21 protein-coding genes are annotated in these 20,632 nt (G+C 66.2%); 19 read left to right on the plus strand and 2 right to left on the minus strand.

All coding sequences use genetic code 11. The features are described 5' to 3' along the window. Position 1: 1 nt before the first annotated feature. Together thrB and rho are read left to right on the plus strand one after the other, a co-directional pair. The gene (thrB, locus tag RMCB_RS01905; RefSeq protein WP_062827404.1) at positions 2-955 is read left to right on the plus strand and encodes a homoserine kinase; all 954 of its coding nucleotides are present in this window, start codon (positions 2-4) and stop codon (positions 953-955) included. 286 nt (positions 956-1,241) lie between these two features. Further along, positions 1,242-3,164 carry a transcription termination factor Rho gene (gene rho, locus RMCB_RS01910; protein ID WP_062827405.1) on the plus strand — a complete coding sequence of 641 codons (1,923 nt, stop codon included), beginning with the start codon at positions 1,242-1,244 and terminating at the stop codon, positions 3,162-3,164. A gap of 66 nt (positions 3,165-3,230) precedes the next feature. Here the strand turns inward: rho and RMCB_RS01915 are convergent, their stop codons facing one another. After that, on the minus strand, positions 3,231-3,836 hold the full coding sequence (locus RMCB_RS01915; protein WP_062827406.1) for a TetR/AcrR family transcriptional regulator: 606 nt from the start codon (positions 3,834-3,836) through the stop codon (positions 3,231-3,233). 128 nt (positions 3,837-3,964) lie between these two features. On the opposite strand from RMCB_RS01915, the gene fadD1 reads away from it, so the two are divergent. The 16 genes from fadD1 (at position 3,965) to RMCB_RS01995 (ending at position 18,438) form a co-directional block, all read left to right on the plus strand. Continuing rightward, positions 3,965-5,518, plus strand: coding sequence for a fatty-acid--CoA ligase FadD1 (fadD1, locus tag RMCB_RS01920; RefSeq protein WP_062827407.1), 1,554 nt, complete (start codon positions 3,965-3,967; stop codon positions 5,516-5,518). A gap of 128 nt (positions 5,519-5,646) precedes the next feature. Further along, positions 5,647-5,886 carry a 50S ribosomal protein L31 gene (gene rpmE / locus RMCB_RS01925; protein WP_029374091.1) on the plus strand — a complete coding sequence of 80 codons (240 nt, stop codon included), beginning with the start codon at positions 5,647-5,649 and terminating at the stop codon, positions 5,884-5,886. Between the two features lie 85 nt (positions 5,887-5,971). Next, the gene (prfA, locus tag RMCB_RS01930; RefSeq protein ID WP_029374092.1) at positions 5,972-7,045 is read left to right on the plus strand and encodes a peptide chain release factor 1; all 1,074 of its coding nucleotides are present in this window, start codon (positions 5,972-5,974) and stop codon (positions 7,043-7,045) included. Further along, positions 7,042-7,911 carry a peptide chain release factor N(5)-glutamine methyltransferase gene (prmC, locus tag RMCB_RS01935; protein WP_062827408.1) on the plus strand — a complete coding sequence of 290 codons (870 nt, stop codon included), beginning with the start codon at positions 7,042-7,044 and terminating at the stop codon, positions 7,909-7,911. The genes prfA and prmC overlap by 4 nt, the downstream gene beginning before the upstream one ends. Before the next feature lie 15 nt (positions 7,912-7,926). Continuing rightward, the gene (locus tag RMCB_RS01940) at positions 7,927-8,589 is read left to right on the plus strand and encodes an L-threonylcarbamoyladenylate synthase (protein WP_029374094.1); all 663 of its coding nucleotides are present in this window, start codon (positions 7,927-7,929) and stop codon (positions 8,587-8,589) included. A gap of 7 nt (positions 8,590-8,596) precedes the next feature. Continuing rightward, positions 8,597-9,829 carry a glycosyltransferase family 4 protein gene (locus tag RMCB_RS01945; protein ID WP_062827409.1) on the plus strand — a complete coding sequence of 411 codons (1,233 nt, stop codon included), beginning with the start codon at positions 8,597-8,599 and terminating at the stop codon, positions 9,827-9,829. A 224-nt stretch (positions 9,830-10,053) separates the two neighbouring features. Then, a complete protein-coding gene (locus tag RMCB_RS01950) occupies positions 10,054-10,509 on the plus strand; it encodes an ATP synthase subunit I (RefSeq protein WP_029374096.1) in 456 nt (151 codons plus the stop codon). Positions 10,510-10,520: 11 nt separating this feature from the next. Then, on the plus strand, positions 10,521-11,273 hold the full coding sequence (gene atpB / locus RMCB_RS01955; RefSeq protein ID WP_029374097.1) for a F0F1 ATP synthase subunit A: 753 nt from the start codon (positions 10,521-10,523) through the stop codon (positions 11,271-11,273). 61 nt (positions 11,274-11,334) lie between these two features. Beyond that, the gene (locus tag RMCB_RS01960; protein ID WP_018599073.1) at positions 11,335-11,586 is read left to right on the plus strand and encodes a F0F1 ATP synthase subunit C; all 252 of its coding nucleotides are present in this window, start codon (positions 11,335-11,337) and stop codon (positions 11,584-11,586) included. 9 nt (positions 11,587-11,595) lie between these two features. Continuing rightward, entirely contained in the window at positions 11,596-12,111 is a 516-nt protein-coding gene (locus RMCB_RS01965) for a F0F1 ATP synthase subunit B (protein ID WP_029374098.1), read from the plus strand. Next, entirely contained in the window at positions 12,112-13,449 is a 1,338-nt protein-coding gene (locus RMCB_RS01970) for a F0F1 ATP synthase subunit B/delta (protein WP_029374099.1), read from the plus strand. It begins immediately after the preceding gene. A gap of 82 nt (positions 13,450-13,531) precedes the next feature. Then, on the plus strand, positions 13,532-15,181 hold the full coding sequence (gene atpA, locus RMCB_RS01975; protein WP_029374100.1) for a F0F1 ATP synthase subunit alpha: 1,650 nt from the start codon (positions 13,532-13,534) through the stop codon (positions 15,179-15,181). Positions 15,182-15,188: 7 nt separating this feature from the next. Beyond that, on the plus strand, positions 15,189-16,115 hold the full coding sequence (locus RMCB_RS01980; protein WP_029374101.1) for a F0F1 ATP synthase subunit gamma: 927 nt from the start codon (positions 15,189-15,191) through the stop codon (positions 16,113-16,115). Between the two features lie 36 nt (positions 16,116-16,151). After that, the gene (gene atpD / locus RMCB_RS01985) at positions 16,152-17,582 is read left to right on the plus strand and encodes a F0F1 ATP synthase subunit beta (RefSeq protein ID WP_029374102.1); all 1,431 of its coding nucleotides are present in this window, start codon (positions 16,152-16,154) and stop codon (positions 17,580-17,582) included. Between the two features lie 36 nt (positions 17,583-17,618). Then, positions 17,619-17,984 carry a F0F1 ATP synthase subunit epsilon gene (locus tag RMCB_RS01990; RefSeq protein ID WP_029374103.1) on the plus strand — a complete coding sequence of 122 codons (366 nt, stop codon included), beginning with the start codon at positions 17,619-17,621 and terminating at the stop codon, positions 17,982-17,984. Positions 17,985-17,991: 7 nt separating this feature from the next. Beyond that, positions 17,992-18,438, plus strand: a complete 447-nt coding sequence (locus RMCB_RS01995; protein ID WP_029374104.1) for a DUF2550 domain-containing protein — start codon at positions 17,992-17,994, stop codon at positions 18,436-18,438. Here the strand turns inward: RMCB_RS01995 and RMCB_RS02000 are convergent. Next, positions 18,432-19,004: a cob(I)yrinic acid a,c-diamide adenosyltransferase gene (locus RMCB_RS02000; RefSeq protein ID WP_062827410.1), complete on the minus strand. Its 573-nt coding sequence runs from the start codon at positions 19,002-19,004 to the stop codon at positions 18,432-18,434. The genes RMCB_RS01995 and RMCB_RS02000 overlap by 7 nt on opposite strands. Positions 19,005-19,091: 87 nt before the next feature. Here RMCB_RS02000 and murA point away from each other — a divergent pair, with 87 nt between their 5' ends. Further along, positions 19,092-20,345 (plus strand): UDP-N-acetylglucosamine 1-carboxyvinyltransferase, encoded by a 1,254-nt coding sequence (gene murA / locus RMCB_RS02005; protein ID WP_062827411.1) that lies wholly within the window; start codon positions 19,092-19,094, stop codon positions 20,343-20,345. Positions 20,346-20,632 lie beyond the last annotated feature (287 nt).

Raw genomic sequence — 20,632 nt, forward strand, 5'->3', positions numbered from 1 at the left:
TGTGAGCCAAACCCTGCCGGTCGGCATCGCCGCCACTTCCGTCGTCGCCGCATCGAGCGCGAACCTGGGCCCGGGCTTTGACAGTCTGGGCCTTGCCCTCAGCCTGTACGACGAGATCGTGGTCGAGACAACAGAATCCGGCCTCCAAGTGGAGGTCGAAGGGCAGGGTGCGGGGCAGGTGCCGCTGGATGCGACGCATCTGGTGGTCCGCGCGATCGAAGCGGGTCTGCGGGCCACCGGTTACACCGCCGCGGGTCTGATTGTGCGCTGCCGCAACGACATTCCGCATTCGCGCGGACTGGGCTCATCTGCGGCCGCAGTGGTCGGCGGCCTGGCTGTGGTCAATGGTCTTGTGACACAGGCAGGTTCGGAACCCATGAGCGAGGATCAGCTGATCCAGCTCGCCAGTGAATTCGAAGGCCACCCGGACAACGCCGCCGCCGCGGTGCTCGGCGGCGCGGTGGTGTCCTGGACGGATGCCCCGAGCGTCGCAGGCGGGCAGCCGCGCTACGCGGCCGCACACGTCAGGCTCCATCCCGACATCCGGTTGTTCTCCGCGGTGCCGCAGCAGCGGTCGTCGACTGCCGAGACCCGAGTCTTGCTGCCGGAACAGGTCAGCCACGTCGACGCGCGTTTCAACATCAGCCGGGTCGCGTTGCTGATGGTGGCGCTCACCGAGCGTCCCGATTTGCTGATGGACGCCACCCAGGACGTGCTGCACCAACCGCAGCGTGCCGCGGCGATGCCCGCCTCGTCGGAATACCTGGGGATATTGCGACGTTACGGAGTAGCGGCAGTGCTCTCAGGGGCCGGGCCATCCGTGCTCGGTCTGAGCTTCCAAGCTGGTCTACCTGCGGAGGCGTTGCAATACGGCACTGCCAACGGGTTCACGGTGCGCGAGATGTCGGTGGGCGACGGAGTCCGGTGGATGTCGGGTGTTGCAGTCCGCAACTGAGGTAACACGCCCCACGTGGGGGTTGCTTGCTTCCCGCCTGAAAGCGGGCTATTCTCGCTGTCGTCCAGCAATCGCAGCGGCTCTGCCTGCGCAGACACTAGGACGACCACCCAAACTTCTTGTGTTCTACTCGTGGACTAACGGGTCGCCGTTCGACGGCAAACCCATGCGATCACCGTTGCACAGGCGACGGTGCGAGCTACACGCTCAGCGGTACAGCTGAATGCGTGTCGACCTTTGGGGAACCCTCGCACGACGTAAACAGCGAGGGAAAGAAAGGAAATCCGTGACTGATACGGACCTCTTCACGGCTGATAACAGCAATGACACTGGAGAGCTGTCGAACGCCGTGACGGCAGCGGCTCCAGTGGAGACACCGGCTGCTGCGCCCTCCGCGCCCACGTCCGACGCCCGCGCCGCAAACCCGCGGCCTGCCTCGCTGTCGACGATGGTGCTGCCCGAGCTGCGCGCGCTGGCCAAGGAAATCGGTGTCGAAGGCGCGTCGGGTCTGCGCAAGAGCGAGTTGATCGCCGCGATCCGTGCCCACCGGGGCGAGACCAACGGCCGCGGCGCCGAAGTCAAGTCCGACACCGAGGCTCCGGCCGAGGCGCCGGCGCGTCCGCGTCGCGAACGCCGTGGCTCGTCCCGCCAGGCGGGAGCCCCGGCTGCCGACGCCGAGCCGGCCAAGCAGGCCGAAGACGCCAAGCCGGCCGAGGCGGAAGCCAAGCCCGCCGAGCAGGAAAAGCCTGCTCAGCAGGACCAGCCCGCCAAACAGGACAAGCAGGACCGGCCGGCCAGGCAGGACCGGCAAGACAAGCACGAGAAGCAGGACGCGTCGGACAAAGCGGACACCAAGTCGGCCGACGAGCGCTCTGACCAGCAGGGCGACCAGCAGAACCGCGGCGGCAACAACGCCGGGGGAAATGCCGGGGACGACGACGGTGACGGTCGTCAGGGCCGGCGCGGTCGGCGCTTCCGGGACCGTCGTCGGCGCGGTGAGCGCGGCGGCGAAGGCGAAAGCGGCGGACGCAACGAGACCGAGCTGCGAGAAGACGACGTCGTGCAGCCCGTCGCGGGCATCCTCGACGTGCTCGACAACTACGCGTTCGTCCGGACTTCGGGTTACCTGGCCGGTCCCAACGACGTGTACGTGTCGATGAACATGGTGCGCAAGAACGGTCTGCGTCGCGGTGACGCGGTGACCGGCGCGGTCCGCGTGCCCCGCGAAGGCGAGGGCGGCGGCCAGAACCCGCGGCAGAAGTTCAATCCGCTGGTGCGCCTGGACAGCGTCAACGGTGGCCCGGTCGAGAACGCGAAGAACCGGCCCGATTTCACCAAGCTGACGCCGCTGTACCCGAACCAGCGGCTGCGCCTGGAGACCACGCCCGAGCGTCTGACCACGCGCGTCATCGACCTGATCATGCCGATCGGCAAGGGTCAGCGCGCGCTGATCGTGTCGCCGCCCAAGGCCGGTAAGACCACGATCATGCAGGACATCGCCAACGCGATCACCAAGAACAACCCGGAGTGCCATCTCATGGTGGTGCTCGTCGACGAACGGCCTGAAGAGGTCACCGACATGCAGCGATCGGTGAAGGGTGAGGTCATCGCCTCCACCTTCGACCGGCCGCCGTCAGATCACACCCAGGCCGCCGAGCTGGCCATCGAGCGGGCCAAGCGCCTGGTGGAGCAGGGCAAGGACGTCGTCGTGCTGCTCGACTCGATCACCCGGCTGGGCCGCGCGTACAACAACGCGTCGCCGGCTTCAGGCCGCATTCTCTCCGGTGGTGTGGATTCCACCGCGCTGTACCCGCCCAAGCGGTTCCTCGGCGCGGCACGCAACATCGAGCACGGCGGCTCGCTGACCATCATCGCCACCGCGATGGTCGAGACCGGCTCCACCGGTGACACCGTGATCTTCGAGGAGTTCAAGGGCACCGGCAACGCCGAGCTCAAGCTGGACCGCAAGATCGCCGAGCGCCGGGTCTTCCCGGCCGTCGACGTCAACCCGTCCGGCACCCGCAAGGACGAGCTGCTGCTGTCGCCGGACGAGTTCGCGATCGTGCACAAGCTGCGCCGCGTGCTGTCGGGCCTCGACAGCCATCAGGCCATCGACCTGCTGATGAGCCAGCTGCGCAAGACCAAGAACAACTACGAGTTCCTGGTCCAGGTGTCCAAGACCGCGCCGGGCTCGATGGACGTCGACTAATCCACCCGCCGTACGCAACACTGCCCCGCACGCCCAGCGTGTCGGGGCAGTGTGCGTTGTGCAGGGCTAGAGCGCCGGGTCGGCCTTGAGGCCGGGCATCACGTAGCGGCGCACGTGCAGCAGTACGGCGTCGTAGTCACTGGCGTCGAGTTGCTCGCCCGGCATGGTCGCCAGCGAAAGCAATACGCGCGCAACCCATTCCGAAGCCTCGGCAATGTCGGCGTCGGGGTGGATCTCACCGGCTTCGCGTGCGGTGACCAGGTACGGCGACCAGAACGCCGCGAGATCCGGCACGAGGCCCTGCACACCTGCGCCCGCACACGCGGCGAACTCGTCGGGTTCCTCCATCCGCAGCTTCATCAACAACGCGCCCGGATCGTCGTAGGCGGTGCGGCCATGCCGGACCCCTGCGGCGATCTTCTCGTCGAGGCCGTTGTACTGCGCGAGCATGGCGTGCGCCTCAGACCAGTACGCCTCGTTGAGCCGCACGATCGCCGCGCCGAGCAGGGTGACCTTGTCGGGGAAGTGGCGGTACAGCCAGCCTCTTGACACTCCGGCGGCCTCTGCCACCTCCGACACCGTGGTCGCCCGGATGCCCTTGGCGCGCAGACAGACTTCCGCCGCGTCGATCAGGCGATCACGCACGGTGCGGGGGGCGGTGGTGCTGGTCAACTGCTGCGGCTCCTGGTCGCGACGATTCTCGGTGGTAATGATTGTGCCAAGTACCTGACGCTACCGGCAGGCGCCACAGCCATGGTAGACAGTTTCGAAAAACTGTTCACTAGCCTTGGGGGCGACGAATGGCCGAAACGCTGCAGCAGCTGCTGGGCGAACGTGCAGATCAGGACACTGTCGCGATCAAATCCGGCGACCGCACCTGGACCTGGGCCGAACACGTCGCGCAGGCGCGCGCGCAGGCCGCGGCCTTGATCGCGGCCGCAGATCCCGCCCGGCCGCTCCACGTCGGCGTGCTCATGGGGAACACCCCCGACATGCTCACGGCACTGGCCGCCGCTGCGCTGGGTGGCTATGTGCTGTGCGGCATCAACACCACGCGCCGCGGCGAAGCACTCGCCCGCGACATCGCCAGGGTCGAGTGCCAGATCGTGCTCGTGGACCCGCAGCACCGCGCTCTGCTCGACGGGGTCGATCTGCCGGGCGTCACCGTCATCGATGTATCGCAGACCGCGTGGCCGGCACGCGAGCTGGTCCCGTATCGCCAGGTCGGGCCCGATGACACGTTCATGATGATCTTCACCTCGGGCACCAGCGGTGAGCCGAAGGCCGTCGAGGTGGCGCACTCCATCGTGCTGTTCTCCGCGGTAGCTCTGGTCCAGCGCTACGGGCTGACCTCGGCGGATACCTGCTACCTGGCCATGCCGTTGTTCCACTCCAACGGGGTGTACGCGGGATGGGGAGTCGCGGTGGCCTCCGGTGCGGCGATGGCGCCCGCCGATTTCTCGGCATCGCGGTTCCTGCCGGACATCCGCAGGTACGACGCGACGTACATGAACTACGTCGGCAAGCCGCTGGCGTACATCCTGGCCACCGCCGAGCAGCCCGACGACCACGACAATCCGCTGAAGGTGGCTTTCGGCAACGAGGCCGCCGACCGCGATATCGACGAGTTCAGCCGCCGGTTCGGCTGCAGCGTGTGGGACGGTTTCGGCTCCACCGAGCTCGCGATCATCATCACCCGCTCGGAAGGCTGCCCGGCGGGCAGTGTGGGGAAGGGCTTTCCCGGCGTCGCGATCTACGATCCGGAGACACTCACCGAATGCGAAGTCGCGCGCTTCGACGACACAGGTGCCCTGGTCAATGCCGACGCGGCCATCGGTGAGCTGGTCAACACCGGCGGCAGCGGGATGTTCCGCGGCTACCACAACGATCAGGACGCCACCGACGAACGGCTCCGGCACGGCATGTACTGGTCGGGCGATCTCGCCTATCGCGACGCCGACGGCTGGATATATCTCGCGGGCCGCACTGCGGACTGGATGCGGGTCGACGGCGAGAACATCACGGCGGCGCCCATCGAACGGATCCTGTTGCGACAGCCGGTGATCAACCGGGTGGCGGTCTATCCCGTACCGGACGAGTTTGTCGGGGACCAGGTGATGGCCGCGATCGTGCTGCGCGACGACCAGCAGCTGACACCGGAAGCGTTCGGCAGATTCCTCGCCGCGCAACCCGACTTGTCACCCAAATCCTGGCCACGTTTCGTGTGGCTCGCCGAGGATCTGCCGACCACCGCCACCAACAAGATCCTCAAACGCGAGCTGGTCGCGCGCGGGACCGACCCGGCAGGCCGCGTGCTGTGGCAACGCGACGGAACGGTGTACGTGCGCATTTGATGCGTGGAATAGAGCCTGGCCAGCACGCGTTTAGGCTGCTGGCGGCCGAACTGGCATAATGGACCGTCGACCCTCGGTCCCGGTTCACGTCCACAGGGGCGACCCGGGCCAACGACTGAAGAGGAACCATGAAAACGGGCATTCACCCTGAGTATGTCGAGACCACCGTGCATTGCGGTTGTGGCAACACGTTCACTACGCGCAGCACGAAGAACAGCGGACAGATCGTCGTCGAGGTCTGCTCGCAGTGCCATCCCTTCTACACCGGCAAGCAGAAGATCCTCGACAGCGGCGGCCGCGTGGCCCGCTTCGAGAAGCGCTATGGCAAGCGCAAGCCGGCCGGCGAGAAGGCCGCGGCCGACAAGTAGCTTTGCCGACGACGCCCGATCTGTCGCATTCGCGTCAGATCCGGGCGTCGTTCTCGTTTGAGCAGGAAGTCAGGAGGAGGTTGACGTGACCGAAACAGCACCCGCTATCGAGGCGATCCTCGCCGAGCACGCCGACCTCGAACTTCAGCTCGCCGATCCCAACCTGCACGCCGACGCGTCGGCTGCCCGCAAGGTCGGACGCCGGTTCGCGCAGCTCTCACCGGTCGTGGCCACGTATCGGAAGCTGGAAGCTGCCCGCGGTGATCTCGAAGCCGCGCGCGAACTTGCCGCCGACGACTCGAGTTTCGCCGCAGAGGTCGACGAATTGACGGCGCGCGTCGCCGAACTCGACACCCAGCTGACCGATCTGCTGGCCCCGCGGGACCCGCACGACGCCGACGACATAGTGCTCGAGGTCAAGTCGGGCGAGGGTGGCGAGGAGTCGGCACTGTTCGCTGCCGACCTGGCCCGCATGTACATCCGCTACGCCGAACGGCACGGCTGGACCGTGACGATGCTCGGTGAAACCAGCTCCGACCTGGGCGGATACAAGGACGCGACGCTGTCCATCCGCAGCAAGGGCGATTCGGCCGACGGCGTGTGGGCCCGGCTGAAGTTCGAAGGCGGCGTGCACCGCGTGCAGCGTGTCCCGGTCACCGAGTCGCAGGGCCGTGTGCATACGTCCGCCGCAGGTGTGCTCGTGTACCCGGAGCCCGAAGAGGTCGAGCAGGTCCAGATCGACGAATCGGATCTGCGCATCGACGTGTACCGCTCGTCGGGCAAGGGCGGCCAGGGCGTCAACACCACCGACTCCGCGGTCCGCATCACGCATCTGCCGACCGGCATCGTGGTGACCTGCCAGAACGAGCGTTCCCAGCTGCAGAACAAGGCCCGCGCCATGCAGGTGCTGGCCGCGCGGCTGCAGGCGCTGGCCGAGGAACAGGCCGACGCCGACGCCTCGGCGGACCGCGCCAGCCAGATCCGCACGGTGGACCGCAGCGAGCGCATCCGCACCTACAACTTTCCCGAGAACCGCATCGCCGATCACCGGATCAACTTCAAGGCGCACAACCTGGATCAGGTGCTCGACGGGGAGCTGGACCCACTGTTCGACGCGCTGGCCGCCGCTGACAAGCAGTCGAGGCTGCAGCAGGCATGACCCGGCCCGGCGGGGAAGGCGCGACCGATCTACGGCGAGCCATCCAAACGGCCGCCGACAGCTTGGCCGCGGCGGGCATCGACTCGGCGCGCACCGATGCTGAACTGCTGGCCGCCCACGTCGCAGGCACCGACCGGGGCCGCTTGATGCTCATCGACGATCCTGGCGAGACCTTCCAAGAGGCGTTCGACGAGTTGATCGCAGCACGCTCGCGGCGGGTACCGCTGCAGCATCTGGTGGGTACCGCCGCATTCGGTCCACTGCTGCTGGCCGTCGGTCCGGGTGTGTTCATACCCCGGCCCGAGACCGAATCGCTCCTGGAATGGGCTCTGGCGCAAGCACTTCCACAAGATCCCGTGATCGTGGATCTGTGCACCGGGTCCGGCGCACTGGCGCTCGCGCTGGCGGCGCACCGCCCCGACGCGCGGGTGATCGCCATCGACGACTCGGCGGCCGCCCTGCAATACACCCGGCGCAACGCGGCCGGCACGCAGGTCGAGGTGCTCGCGGCCGACGTCACGACGCCGGGATTGTTGCCGGAACTCGACGGCAAGGTCGATCTGCTGGTCGCCAACCCGCCGTACATCCCGGCGGGCGCCGAATTGGATCCCGAGGTGGCCGAGCATGATCCGGCGCATGCGTTGTTCGGCGGCGCCGACGGCATGGAGGTGATCGGCCCCATCGTCGGGCTTGCCGCCCGGTGGTTACGCGACGGCGCCGGCTGCGCCGTCGAGCATGACGACACCACCTCGGAGCAGACCGTCGCGATGTTCACCGACAACGGCAGCTTCGCGTCCGTCGTGCCGCACCGCGACCTGGCCGGACGACCCCGCTTTGTCACAGCCATCCGAATTGCGAGAAGCTGAATTCATGGAGCCGAGATGACAACCTTCGACTGCAGTGACTCCGATCAGCGCGCGACGGGCATCGCCTCGGCGATCAGCGCGCTCAAGGGCGGTCGGCTCGTGGTGATGCCGACCGACACCGTCTACGGCATCGGCGCGGACGCTTTCGACCGTGACGCGGTCGGCAGTCTGCTCGCGGCGAAGGGCCGTGGCCGCGATATGCCGGTCGGCGTTCTCGTCGGGTCCTGGACGACAATCGATGGCCTGGTCTTCTCGGTGCCCGACGCCGCGCGGGAGTTGATCCGGGCGTTCTGGCCGGGCGCGCTGAGCTTGGTGGTCCGCCAGGCGCCCTCGCTGCAATGGGACCTCGGCGACGTCAACGGCAGCGTGATGCTGCGGATGCCGCTTCACCCCGTGGCCATCGAACTGCTCCGTGAGGTCGGGCCGATGGCGGTGTCGAGCGCCAACATCTCCGGCCGGCCTGCCGCGGTCACCGCCGCCGCCGCACGCGAGCAACTCGGAGATCTGGTCGAGGTCTATCTGGATGGGGGCCCGGCCGAACGGCAGGCCGCATCCACCATCGTCGATCTGACCGGTGAGCAGCCGCGCATCCTGCGCGCGGGCCCGATCAGTGCCGACGACATCGCCAGGGTTCTCGGCGTGGAAGCCGCGGCGCTGGCCCCGACACTCACGGAGTGATCTCAGCTTGCTGACGTACGGTGCACCGGTGATCACGGCCGGCAGTCACACCGATGCCGGAATCCTCGCGTTGTCCGATCAAGGGGCCGGCGTGCCGCTGCGCGAACTGGCGCTCGTCGGCCTGACTGCCGCGATCATCACGTACTTCGCCACCGGCTGGGTCCGGGTCGTGGCAATCCGGCTCGGCGCCGTCGCCTATCCGCGCGAACGCGACGTGCACGTACAGCCGACGCCCCGAATGGGCGGGCTGGCCATGTACGTCGGGGTGGCCTCGGCCGTGCTGTTGGCGTCCCAGCTCCCGGCGTTGAACCGTGGATTCGTCTATTCGACGGGTATGCCGGCCGTCGTGGTGGCCGGCGGTCTGATCATGGCGATCGGGCTGATCGACGACCGGTGGGGTCTGGACGCGCTGACCAAATTCGCCGGTCAGATCACCGCCGCCAGCGTGCTGGTCACGATGGGCGTGGCCTGGAGCGTGCTCTACATCCCGATCGGGGGAGTGGGCACCATCGTGCTCGATCAGGTGTCGTCGATCCTGCTCACACTGGCGTTGACGGTCTCGATCGTCAACGCGATGAACTTCGTCGACGGGCTCGACGGTCTCGCGGCCGGGCTCGGGTTGATCACCGCGCTCGCCATCTGCGTTTTCTCGGTCGGCCTGCTGCGTGACCACGGCGGCGACGTGCTGTTCTACCCGCCTGCGGTGATTTCGGTGGTGCTCGCGGGCGCCTGCCTGGGCTTTCTGCCGCACAACTTTCACCGCGCCAAGATCTTCATGGGGGACTCCGGGTCCATGTTGATCGGTCTCATGCTCGGCGCCGCCTCGACCACCGCGGCCGGCCCGATCTCCCAGAACGCCTACGGTGCCCGCGACGTGTTCGCCCTGATGTCGCCGTTCCTGTTGGTCATCGCCGTCATGTCTGTGCCCGCCCTGGACATGTTGCTGGCCATCGTGCGCCGCACCCGCGCCGGGCGCAGCCCGTTCAGCCCCGACAAGATGCATCTGCATCACCGGTTATTGCAGATCGGGCACTCGCACCGCCGGGTGGTGCTACTCATCTACTTGTGGGTGGGGATCGTCGCCTTCGGAGCGGCCAGCACGATTTTCGTCGACCCGCGCTACACCGGCGTGGTGATGGCGGCGGCCATTCTGGTCGCGATCGTGGTGACCCTGATACCGCTCTTGCGCCGCGGTCCCGATGGGCGGGAACCGCAGCTCGACGATCATTACGACGAATAGTAGTAGGCCTTCTACCATGTGGTACGGTGCTGGCAGAACCCGAAAAACCTCACGGGTTGCCGGCCCGGCCCATCGGTTCCGAAAAGCCGATCGGCGCCGAATAACGACCGACAAAGGGAGCTACCCCTTGGGTGATTCCAGCGCGCCCGTCGCCCTTCGATACGCTCGTCGGGCACATTCAGGACTTTGTCAGGTAAAAGCTGTACAGGGATTGGGGTGAAGCAGTGACGACACCAGCGCAAGATGCGCCGTTGGTGTTCCCGTCGGTGGCATTTCGGCCACTGCGGCTCCTGATCGTCTGTGTGGCACTGACCGGCGTTGCCGTCGCGGCCGCTGCGTTCACCGGACACGTTTTCTTCGGCTTGTTCTTCGGCGTCGGCCTCGGCCTTGGCCTGATCAATGCGTTGCTGGTGCGGCACGCGGTTGAGTCGATCACCGCGGAGGAGCACCCCCTCAAGAAGAAGATGGCGGTCAACTCCGCCACGCGGCTGCTGATCATCACCGCGATCGCGCTCGCGATCGCCTTCTTCTTCAAGAACTCGGGCGGCATCGCGGTGCTGTTCGGGTTGGCGATCTTCCAGGCACTGCTGGTGATGTCCACCAGCTTCCCGGTGCTCAAGAAGATCCGCACCGACGGCCTGGACGCCGTCGATACCTCTGGCACGGATTCGAAGGGTTGAGCTGACATCAGATGACCGAGACTGTTTCTGCCGCAGCGATCCACGTCGGCCACCACGAAGAAGTGCAATGGCTGGGGATGACGTTCAACATTGACACGATCACCGCAACCGCGGTCGCCGCCGTCATCGTCATCGCGCTGGCGTTCTTCCTGAAGGCCAAGGTCACCTCCACCGGTGTTCCCGGTGGCGTGCAGCTGTTCTTCGAGGCCATCACCATCCAGATGCGTCAGCAGATCGAGAGCGCGATCGGCATGAAGATCGCTCCGTTCGTGCTGCCGCTCGCGGTCACGATCTTCGTGTTCATCCTGGTGTCCAACTGGCTGTCGGTGCTGCCTGTGCAGTTCGGCGGGGCCGACGGCGCGGCGTCCGAACTGCTGGCCCCGCCGGCCTCGGACATCAACTACGTGCTGGCGCTGGCCCTGTTCGTCTTCCTTTGCTACCACGCGGCGGGCATCTGGCGGCGCGGTCCGTTCGGACACCTGAAGAAGCTGGTCAAGGGCCACGTCGCGGTGCTGGCGCCGATCAACATCGTCGAAGAGATCGCCAAGCCCGTCTCGCTGTCCCTCCGACTTTTCGGCAACATGTTCGCCGGCGGCATCCTGGTCGCGCTGATCGCCATGTTCCCCTGGTACATCCAGTGGGCGCCGAACGCCATCTGGAAGACCTTCGACCTGTTCGTCGGTCTGATCCAGGCCTTCATCTTCGCCCTGCTGACCATTCTGTACTTCAGCCAGTCCATGGAACTGGACCACGACGAACACTGACCTGCCAGTACCACAACAGACCCTGGTGGCATCGCTGCCAGTTACCAAGGAGGAATAAGGAATGACCGACCCCACCATCGTTGCCGGTGCCCTCATCGGCGGCGGTCTGATCATGGCCGGTGGCGCTATCGGTGCCGGTATCGGTGACGGTATCGCCGGTAACGCGCTGATCTCCGGTATCGCGCGCCAGCCGGAGGCACAGGGCCGCCTGTTCACCCCGTTCTTCATCACCGTCGGTCTGGTCGAGGCCGCGTACTTCATCAACCTGGCATTCATGGCTCTGTTCGTGTTTGCGACCCCGGGCGCTTCGTAATCCAACGTGATGGAACAACTGAGCGCAACGATCCTGGCGTCCAGCCAGGCGGCTGAAGAAGGCGGCGGGGGTCAGAGCAACTTCCTGATCCCCAACGGCACCTTCTTCGTCGTGCTGCTCATCTTCTTGATCGTGCTTGGCGTGATCGGGAAATGGGTGGTGCCGCCGATCAGTAAGGTCCTGGCGGAGCGGGAAGCGATGCTGGCCAAGACTGCCGCGGACAACCGCAAGTCGGCCGAGCAGGTTGCGGCCGCACAGGCCGACTACGAAGCGGCGATGGCGGGGGCTCGCACCGAGGCTTCGGCCATTCGGGACGAAGCTCGCGCAGCCGGCCGCTCGGTTGTCGACCAGAAACGTGCCGAAGCCAGCGGTGAGGTAGCCGCAACCGTTCGCGACGCAGACCAGCAACTGTCTGCGCAGGGTGCCGCCGCGCGGTCCGACCTCCAGTCGTCGGTAGACGGCCTGTCGGCCACACTGGCCAGTCGCATCCTCGGCGTCGACGTCAAACCAGGTGGGACGCAGTAGATGGAAATCTTCATCGGACAGCTGATCGGCTTCGCGGTCATCGCATACATCATCTGGCGGTTCGTGGTACCGCCGGTGAAGGCGCTGATGGCCAAGCAGCAGGAAGCAATACGCACCGCACTCGCGGAGAGCGCCGAGGCGGCGAAGAAACTCGCCGACGCCGACGCCATGCACGCGAAGGCGCTCGCGGATGCCAAGGCCGAGTCGGGCAAGGTCACCGACGAGGCCCGCCAGGATTCCCAGCGGATCACCGCGCAGCTCGCCGAGCAGGCGGGCGCGGAGGCGGAGCGCATCAAAGCTCAAGGCGCACAACAGATTCAGCTGATGCGCCAGCAGCTCATCCGCGGGCTGCGCAACGGTCTGGGCGAAGAGTCCGTGGCCAAGGCCGACGCACTGGTCCGGGCCCACGTCGCTGACCCGGCCGCGCAATCCGCCACGGTGGATCGCTTCCTGGACCAGCTGGACCAGATGGCACCGTCGAGCGCGGTGATCGACACCGCCGCGACCTCCACGCTGCGGGCTGCCAGCCGCGAGTCGCTGGCCGCCCTGGTCGACAAGTTCGATGCGGTCGCCGGTGGTCTCGACGCCGCCGGGCTGACCACGTTGGCCGACGAGCTGGCCGCCGTGGCCAAGCTGCTGCTGTCGGAGTCGGTGCTCAATCGGCATCTCGCCGAGCCCAGCGACAATCCCGATTCGAAGGTGCGCCTGGTCGACACGCTGCTGTCGGGCAAGGTGGGCGCGACGACGCTGGACCTGGTGCGGACCGCTGTGTCGCAGCGCTGGTCGACGGAGGGCAACCTGGTCGACGGCATCGAGCACACCGCCCGCCTGGCACTGCTCAAGCGTGCCGAGGTCACCGGCGAGGTCGACGAGGTCGAGGACCAGCTGTTCCGGTTCGGCCGCGTCCTGGATGCCCAGCCGCGGCTGTCCACTCTGCTGAGTGACTACACCGCCCCGGCTGACGGTCGGATCGCCTTGCTCGACAAGGTGCTCACGGGCAATGCCGGTGTCAACAGCACCGCGGCGGCGCTGCTGGCTCAGACCGTGGGCCTGCTCCGCGGCGAGCGGGCCGACGAGGCCGTCATCGACCTCGCAGAGCTTGCCGTGGCCCGGCGCGGTGAGGTGGTCGCGCACGTCACGGCCGCCGCCGAACTCAGTGACACGCAGCGCAACCGCCTGACCGCAGTGCTCACCCGCATCTACGGGCACCCGGTCTCCGTCCAGCTGCATGTCGATCCGGATCTCCTCGGTGGGCTCTCCATCACCGTCGGCGACGAGGTCATCGACGGCACCATCTCGTCACGACTGGCTGCGGCCGCCACCGGCTTGCCGGACTGACGAGCGCTTGCGCGAGGAAGCGACAGGCCTCGCCCCGAACGACACGAACGACCCCAGGAACTAGGTAGGAAGACGAAAAACCATGGCAGAGTTGACAATCTCGGCTGCTGATATCGAAGGTGCCATCGAGGACTACGTATCCTCGTTTTCCGCCGACACCGAGCGTGAAGAGATCGGCACCGTCATCGACGCCGGCGACGGCATCGCCCACGTCGAGGGCCTGCCCTCGGTGATGACCCAGGAACTCCTCGAGTTCCCCGGCGGCGTCCTCGGCGTCGCGCTCAACCTCGACGAGCACAGCGTTGGTGCCGTCATCCTGGGTGAGTTCGAAAAGATCGAAGAAGGCCAGCAGGTCAAGCGCACCGGGGAGGTGCTGTCGGTTCCGGTCGGCGACGCCTTCCTGGGCCGCGTCATCAACCCGCTGGGCCAGCCGATCGACGGGCAGGGCGATATCGCCGCCGAGACCCGTCGCGCCCTCGAGCTGCAGGCCCCTTCGGTGGTTCAGCGTCAGGGCGTCGGCGAGCCGCTGCAGACCGGCATCAAGGCCATCGACGCCATGACGCCGATCGGCCGCGGCCAGCGCCAGCTGATCATCGGCGACCGCAAGACCGGTAAGACCGCGGTCTGCGTCGACACCATCCTCAACCAGCGCGAAGCCTGGGAGACCGGCGATCCCAAGCAGCAGGTCCGCTGCGTGTACGTCGCCGTCGGCCAGAAGGGCACCACCATCGCCAGCGTCAAGCGCGCGCTGGAAGAGGGTGGCGCGATGGAGTACACCACCATCGTCGCGGCCCCCGCCTCGGATTCGGCCGGCTTCAAATGGCTTGCGCCCTACACCGGTTCGGCCATCGGCCAGCACTGGATGTACGACGGCAAGCACGTGCTGATCGTCTTCGACGACCTCACCAAGCAGGCCGAGGCCTACCGTGCCATCTCGCTGCTGCTGCGCCGTCCGCCGGGCCGCGAGGCCTACCCGGGCGACGTCTTCTACCTGCACTCCCGTCTGCTGGAGCGTTGCGCGAAGCTTTCCGACGAGCTGGGCGGAGGCTCGATGACGGGTCTGCCGATCATCGAGACCAAGGCCAACGACATCTCGGCCTACATCCCGACCAACGTCATCTCCATCACCGACGGCCAGTGCTTCCTGGAGTCCGACCTGTTCAACCAGGGTGTGCGACCGGCCGTCAACGTCGGTGTCTCGGTGTCCCGCGTCGGTGGCGCCGCGCAGATCAAGGCCATGAAAGAGGTCGCAGGCTCGCTGCGTCTGGATCTGTCGCAGTACCGCGAGCTGGAGGCCTTCGCGGCCTTCGCCTCTGACCTGGATGCGGCGTCCAAGGCACAGCTGGACCGTGGTGTCCGCCTGGTCGAGCTGCTCAAGCAGGCGCAGTACAGCCCGATGGCGGTCGAGGATCAGGTCGTCGCGATCTTCCTGGGTACCCAGGGCCACCTGGATTCGGTTCCCGCCGAAGACGTTTCGCGCTTCGAGACCGAGTTCCTGGAGCACGTGAAGGCCAGCCACTCCGAGATCCTCACCGGCATCAAGGAGTCCAAGAAGCTCTCCGAGGAAGCCGAAGAGAAGCTCGTTTCGGTCATCAACGACTTCAAGAAGGGCTTCGCGGCGTCCGACGGCAGCTCGGTGGTCGTCTCCGAAGCCGATGCCGACGCGCTCGATCCCGAGGACCTGGAGAAGGAATCCGTCAAGGTCCGCAAGCCGGCTCCGAAGAAGAACTAGGTAATCAATGGCAGCCACACTTCGCGAGCTACGCGGTCGTATCCGCTCCGCCTCGTCGATCAAGAAGATCACGAAGGCCCAGGAGCTGATCGCCACGTCGCGGATCGCCAAGGCGCAGGCCCGGGTCGACGCGGCCCGGCCCTACGCCACGGAGATCACCAACATGCTCACCGAACTCGCCGGTGCCAGCGCGCTGGATCATCCGCTGCTCGTGGAGCGGCCCGATCGCAAGCGGGCCGGCGTGCTGGTGGTGTCCTCGGACCGTGGCCTCTGCGGCGGTTACAACGCCAACGTGCTGCGGCGTGCCGAGGAGCTGTTCTCGCTCCTGCGAGAAGAGGGCAAGAACCCGGTGCTCTACGTTGTCGGTCGGAAAGCCTTGGGCTACTACAACTTCCGGCAACGTACCGTGACCGAGTCGTGGACCGGCTTCTCCGAGCGGCCGACCTACGAGGACGCCAAGAAGATCGCCGACACCCTGGTGGAGGCGTTCATGGCCGGAGCCGACGACGACGGTGACGAGCCTGGTGCCGACGGCATCCTGGGTGTCGACGAACTGCACATCGTGTCCACGGAGTTCCGCTCGATGCTGTCGCAGACCGCGGTGGCACTGCGGATCGCGCCCATGGTGGTCGAGTACGTGGGCGAGCCGGAAACCGGTCCGCACACGCTGTATTCGTTCGAGCCCGACGCCGAGACGCTGTTCGACGCGCTGCTGCCGCGGTACATCGCGACCCGCGTCTACGCGGCGCTGCTCGAGGCCGCGGCCTCCGAGTCGGCATCTCGCCGCCGTGCCATGAAGTCGGCCACGGACAACGCCGACGATCTGATCAAGGCGCTTACGCTGGCGGCCAACCGCGAGCGTCAGGCTCAGATCACCCAGGAAATCAGCGAAATCGTCGGCGGCGCGAACGCGCTGGCTGACGCCAGCAAGTAGAGCCCCCGTCGAGAGCTAGAGAAGCGAAGAGAAGAAATGACTGCAGCCGTAGACACCAAGACCGCGGGTCGCGTTGTCCGTATCACCGGCCCGGTGGTGGACGTCGAGTTCCCGCGTGGAGCCGTTCCTGACCTGTTCAATGCGCTGCACGCCGACATCAGCTTCGGCGCGCTGGCCAAGACCCTGACGCTCGAGGTTGCCCAGCACCTCGGCGACAACCTGGTGCGCTGCATCTCCATGCAGCCCACCGACGGCCTGGTGCGCGGCACCGAGGTCTCGGACACCGGGGCGTCCATCTCGGTGCCCGTCGGTGACGGGGTCAAGGGCCACGTGTTCAACGCCCTCGGCGACTGCCTCGACGATCCCGGCTACGGCAAGGACTTCGAGCACTGGTCCATCCACCGCAAGCCGCCGGCCTTCGCCGACCTGGAGCCCCGCACTGAGATGCTGGAGACCGGTCTGAAGGTCGTCGACCTGCTCACCCCGTACGTGCGCGGTGGCAAGATCGCCCTGTTCGGTGGCGCCGGCGTGGGCAAGACGGTTCTGATCCAGGAGATGATCAACCGTATTGCCCGCAACTTCGGTGGTACCTCGGTGTTCGCCGGCGTCGGTGAGCGCACCCGTGAGGGCAACGACCTGTGGGTCGAGCTCGCGGACGCGAACGTGCTCAAGGACACCGCGCTGGTGTTCGGTCAGATGGACGAGCCGCCAGGCACCCGTATGCGCGTCGCCCTGTCGGCCCTGACCATGGCCGAGTTCTTCCGCGACGAGCAGGGCCAAGACGTGCTGCTGTTCATCGACAACATCTTCCGGTTCACCCAGGCCGGTTCCGAGGTCTCGACCCTGCTGGGTCGTATGCCTTCGGCCGTGGGTTACCAGCCGACGCTGGCCGACGAGATGGGTGAGCTGCAGGAACGCATCACCTCGACCCGTGGTCGTTCGATCACCTCGATGCAGGCCGTGTACGTGCCCGCCGACGACTACACCGACCCGGCGCCGGCCACCACGTTCGCCCACCTGGACGCCACCACCGAGCTTTCTCGTGCGGTGTTCTCCAAGGGCATCTTCCCGGCGGTGGACCCGCTGGCCTCCTCCTCGACGATCCTGCACCCCAGCGTCGTCGGCGACGAGCACTACCGCGTCGCCCAGGAAGTCATCCGGATCCTGCAGCGCTACAAGGACCTTCAGGACATCATCGCCATCCTCGGTATCGACGAGCTGTCGGAAGAGGACAAGGTGCTGGTGTACCGCGCCCGTAAGATCGAGCGCTTCCTGAGCCAGAACATGATGGCGGCCGAGCAGTTCACCGGCCAGCCGGGTTCGACTGTGCCGCTCAAGGAGACCATCGAGGCCTTCGACAAGCTGGCCAAGGGCGAGTTCGACCATCTGCCCGAGCAGGCGTTCTTCCTCATCGGTGGCCTCGACGACCTGGCAAAGAAGGCCGAGAGCCTCGGCGCCAAGCTGTGATGGCAAAGCGAGCTCTAGCCCGAAAGGTGGTGTGACGTGGCGGAATTGCACGTCGAGATCGTCGCCGTGGAGCGCGAGCTGTGGTCGGGTGACGCGACTTTCGTGTTCACCCGCACCACCGCGGGCGAGATCGGCATCCTGCCGCGGCACATCCCGTTGGTCGCCCAACTCGTCGACGACGCCATGGTGCGTGTCGAACGCGAGGGCGAGGACGATCTGCGGATCGCCGTCGACGGAGGTTTTCTGTCGGTGACGGAAGAGGCCGTCCGGATCCTGGTCGAGAACGCTCAGTTGGAATCCGAAATCGATGCCGATGCGGCCAAGCGGGATTCCGAATCCGACGATGAGGCAACTGCGGCATGGGGCCGGGCGCGGCTGCGCGCCCTAGGCCAGATCGACTGATATGCCGATGAGCGCGTCCATGATCGGCATGGTCGCGCTGGTCTGTGTGCTGCTACTGGCAGTAACTGCGCTGTCCTACCGACTCTGGAAATTGCGCCAGGTCGGTGGGACAGCTGCGATTTTGCGGGATTATCCCGCGGTCGGCGGTCATGGCTGGCGGCACGGAGTCATGCGTTACCGCGGCGGTGAAGCCGGCTTCTACCGGCTGTCGAGCATGCGGTGGTGGCCGGATCGCCGGCTGAGCCGACGGGGTCTTGAGGTGGTGTCACGACGCACCCCGCGCGGCGATGAATTCGACATCATGACGTCCGAGATCGTCGTGCTCGAACTGCGTGACACCAGTCCCGAACGCCGCCAGGGCTACGAGATCGCGCTCGACAGGGGAGCCCTGACCGCATTCACGTCGTGGCTTGAGTCGCGACCGTCGCCCCGTGCGCGCCGCCGCACCTACTGACCCTGGCCCGGTTTCCAGAGCACATCGCCGTCCGGGTTGGCGACGCGGGACAAGATGAACAAGAGGTCAGACAGCCGGTTGAGGTACTTCGCCGGCAGGATGCTCACCCCGTCACCGTGCTCGGCGACGGCGGTCCAGGCCGAGCGCTCTGCTCGCCGGACCACGGTTCGCGCCACGTGCAACAACGCGGACAGCGGAGACCCGCCCGGCAGGATGAACGAATTCAGTGCGGGCAGTGGCTCGTTGAACTCATCGCACCAGCGTTCCAGCCGGTCGATGTAGTCCTGCGTGACCCGCAGCGGCGGATATTTCGGGTTTTCCACGACCGGGGTCGAGAGGTCGGCGCCGGCGTCGAACAGATCGTTCTGGATCTGCCGCAGCACGGCGAGCAATTCCTCGGCGGGCGCTCCCATGGCGATCGCAACGCCGATGGCGGCGTTGGCTTCGTCACAATCTGCGTAGGCAATCAGTCGCGCGTCGTTCTTGGCGACCCGGCTGAAATCGCTCAGCCCAGTGGTGCCGTCGTCACCGGTGCGGGTGTAGATACGGGTGAGATGAACAGCCATGTGGGAACCGTACCGGGCCCAACATGCACCTCGGCATTCTGAGAGAGCTTTCTGAATCTGACTCGGTCGCCGCTTAAACTAACCCGCGTGAGCGAGCGATTCGTGGTGACCGGCGGAAACCGGTTGTCAGGCGAAGTTGCTGTCAGCGGAGCGAAGAACAGCGTGCTGAAGTTGATGGCAGCCGCGCTGCTGGCGGAGGGCACCAGCACCATCACCAACTGCCCGGACATCCTGGATGTGCCGTTGATGGCGGAGGTGCTGCGCGGGCTGGGTGCCACCGTCGAGTTGAACGGGGGGACGGTTCGGATCACGTCTCCCGACGAACTCAAGTACGACGCAGACTTCGCCGCGGTCAGACAATTCCGGGCTTCGGTCTGTGTTCTCGGCCCGTTGGTCGGCCGTTGCAAGAAAGCCAGGGTCGCGTTGCCCGGCGGCGACGCCATCGGTTCCCGGCCACTGGACATGCATCAGTCGGGACTGCGGCAGCTCGGCGCCCGATGCAGCATCGAGCACGGTTGTGTGGTGGCCGAAGCAGATCACCTGCGGGGCGCCGAAATTCAGCTGGAGTTCCCCTCGGTGGGGGCGACCGAGAACATCCTGATGGCCGCAGTGTTGGCCGAGGGCGTGACGACGATCCACAACGTGGCTCGGGAACCGGACATCGTCGACATCTGCGCGATGCTCAACCAGATGGGTGCCCAGGTCAGCGGGGCAGGCACGTCGACTCTGACCATCACCGGCGTCGATCGGCTGTATCCCACGGAGCATCGCGTGATCGGTGACCGCATCGTCGCGGCCACGTGGGGGATCGCGGCGGCGATGACGCGCGGCGACATATCGGTGACGGGTGTCGACCCGCAGCACCTGCAGTTGGTGCTGCACAAACTGCACGACGCAGGGGCGACCGTCACCCAGAACGACGATGGTTTCCGGGTGGTCCAGTACGAGCGGCCCAAAGCCGTCAATGTCGCGACGCTGCCGTTCCCGGGGTTCCCGACTGATCTGCAGCCGATGGCCATCGGGCTGGCGTCGATCGCCGACGGCACCTCGATGATCACCGAGAACGTGTTCGAGGCCAGGTTCCGTTTCGTCGAGGAGATGATCCGGCTCGGGGCCGATGCCCGGACCGACGGACACCATGCGGTGGTCCGCGGAATCCCGCAGCTGTCGAGTGCCCCGGTGTGGTCGTCGGACATCCGCGCCGGCGCAGGCCTGGTCCTGGCGGGCCTGGTCGCGGACGGAGATACCGAGGTCCACGACGTCTTTCACATCGATCGCGGCTACCCGTTGTTCGTGGAGAACCTGATCAGCCTGGGGGCTGAGATCGAGCGGGCAAGCTAGTCGGGGCGGCCGCAGTGCGGCCGAAACGCTTCTGACCAGGGCATTTGACTCTCCAAGGCGGATAGTTCTAATCTAGTCGAGTTGCCCCGGCAGCGGGGAGACAAAGCCGCTTGACTCTCTGACGAAGATGGTTTAAGCTGGCAGGGTTGCCCTAAAGGGGCTAACTCGAAACAATCTGGTCTGTTGTTTGAGAACTCAATAGTGTGTTTGGTGGTTTTTGTTTGTTGTTTTTGGTTGCATTCTTTTTCCCGTTTAGGGTGTGACCTTTTGTTTTTTTGGATGCCAGT

It is taken from the genome of Mycolicibacterium brisbanense, assembly GCF_001570425.1.
Taxonomy (GTDB): domain Bacteria; phylum Actinomycetota; class Actinomycetes; order Mycobacteriales; family Mycobacteriaceae; genus Mycobacterium; species Mycobacterium brisbanense.

Bases quoted from the DNA above. Each gene is read 5' to 3' on its own strand.
- fadD1 (WP_062827407.1), top strand. From the start codon at position 3,965: ATGGCCGAAACGCTGCAGCAGCTGCTGGGCGAACGTGCAGATCAGGAC.
- rpmE (WP_029374091.1), top strand. From the start codon at position 5,647: ATGAAAACGGGCATTCACCCTGAGTATGTCGAGACCACCGTGCATTGC.
- prmC (WP_062827408.1), top strand. From the start codon at position 7,042: ATGACCCGGCCCGGCGGGGAAGGCGCGACCGATCTACGGCGAGCCATC.
- RMCB_RS01940 (WP_029374094.1), top strand. From the start codon at position 7,927: ATGACAACCTTCGACTGCAGTGACTCCGATCAGCGCGCGACGGGCATC.
- atpB (WP_029374097.1), top strand. From the start codon at position 10,521: ATGACCGAGACTGTTTCTGCCGCAGCGATCCACGTCGGCCACCACGAA.
- RMCB_RS01960 (WP_018599073.1), top strand. From the start codon at position 11,335: ATGACCGACCCCACCATCGTTGCCGGTGCCCTCATCGGCGGCGGTCTG.
- RMCB_RS01965 (WP_029374098.1), top strand. From the start codon at position 11,596: ATGGAACAACTGAGCGCAACGATCCTGGCGTCCAGCCAGGCGGCTGAA.
- RMCB_RS01970 (WP_029374099.1), top strand. From the start codon at position 12,112: ATGGAAATCTTCATCGGACAGCTGATCGGCTTCGCGGTCATCGCATAC.
- atpA (WP_029374100.1), top strand. From the start codon at position 13,532: ATGGCAGAGTTGACAATCTCGGCTGCTGATATCGAAGGTGCCATCGAG.
- RMCB_RS01980 (WP_029374101.1), top strand. From the start codon at position 15,189: ATGGCAGCCACACTTCGCGAGCTACGCGGTCGTATCCGCTCCGCCTCG.
- atpD (WP_029374102.1), top strand. From the start codon at position 16,152: ATGACTGCAGCCGTAGACACCAAGACCGCGGGTCGCGTTGTCCGTATC.
- RMCB_RS01995 (WP_029374104.1), top strand. From the start codon at position 17,992: ATGAGCGCGTCCATGATCGGCATGGTCGCGCTGGTCTGTGTGCTGCTA.
- RMCB_RS02000 (WP_062827410.1), bottom strand. From the start codon at position 19,004: ATGGCTGTTCATCTCACCCGTATCTACACCCGCACCGGTGACGACGGC.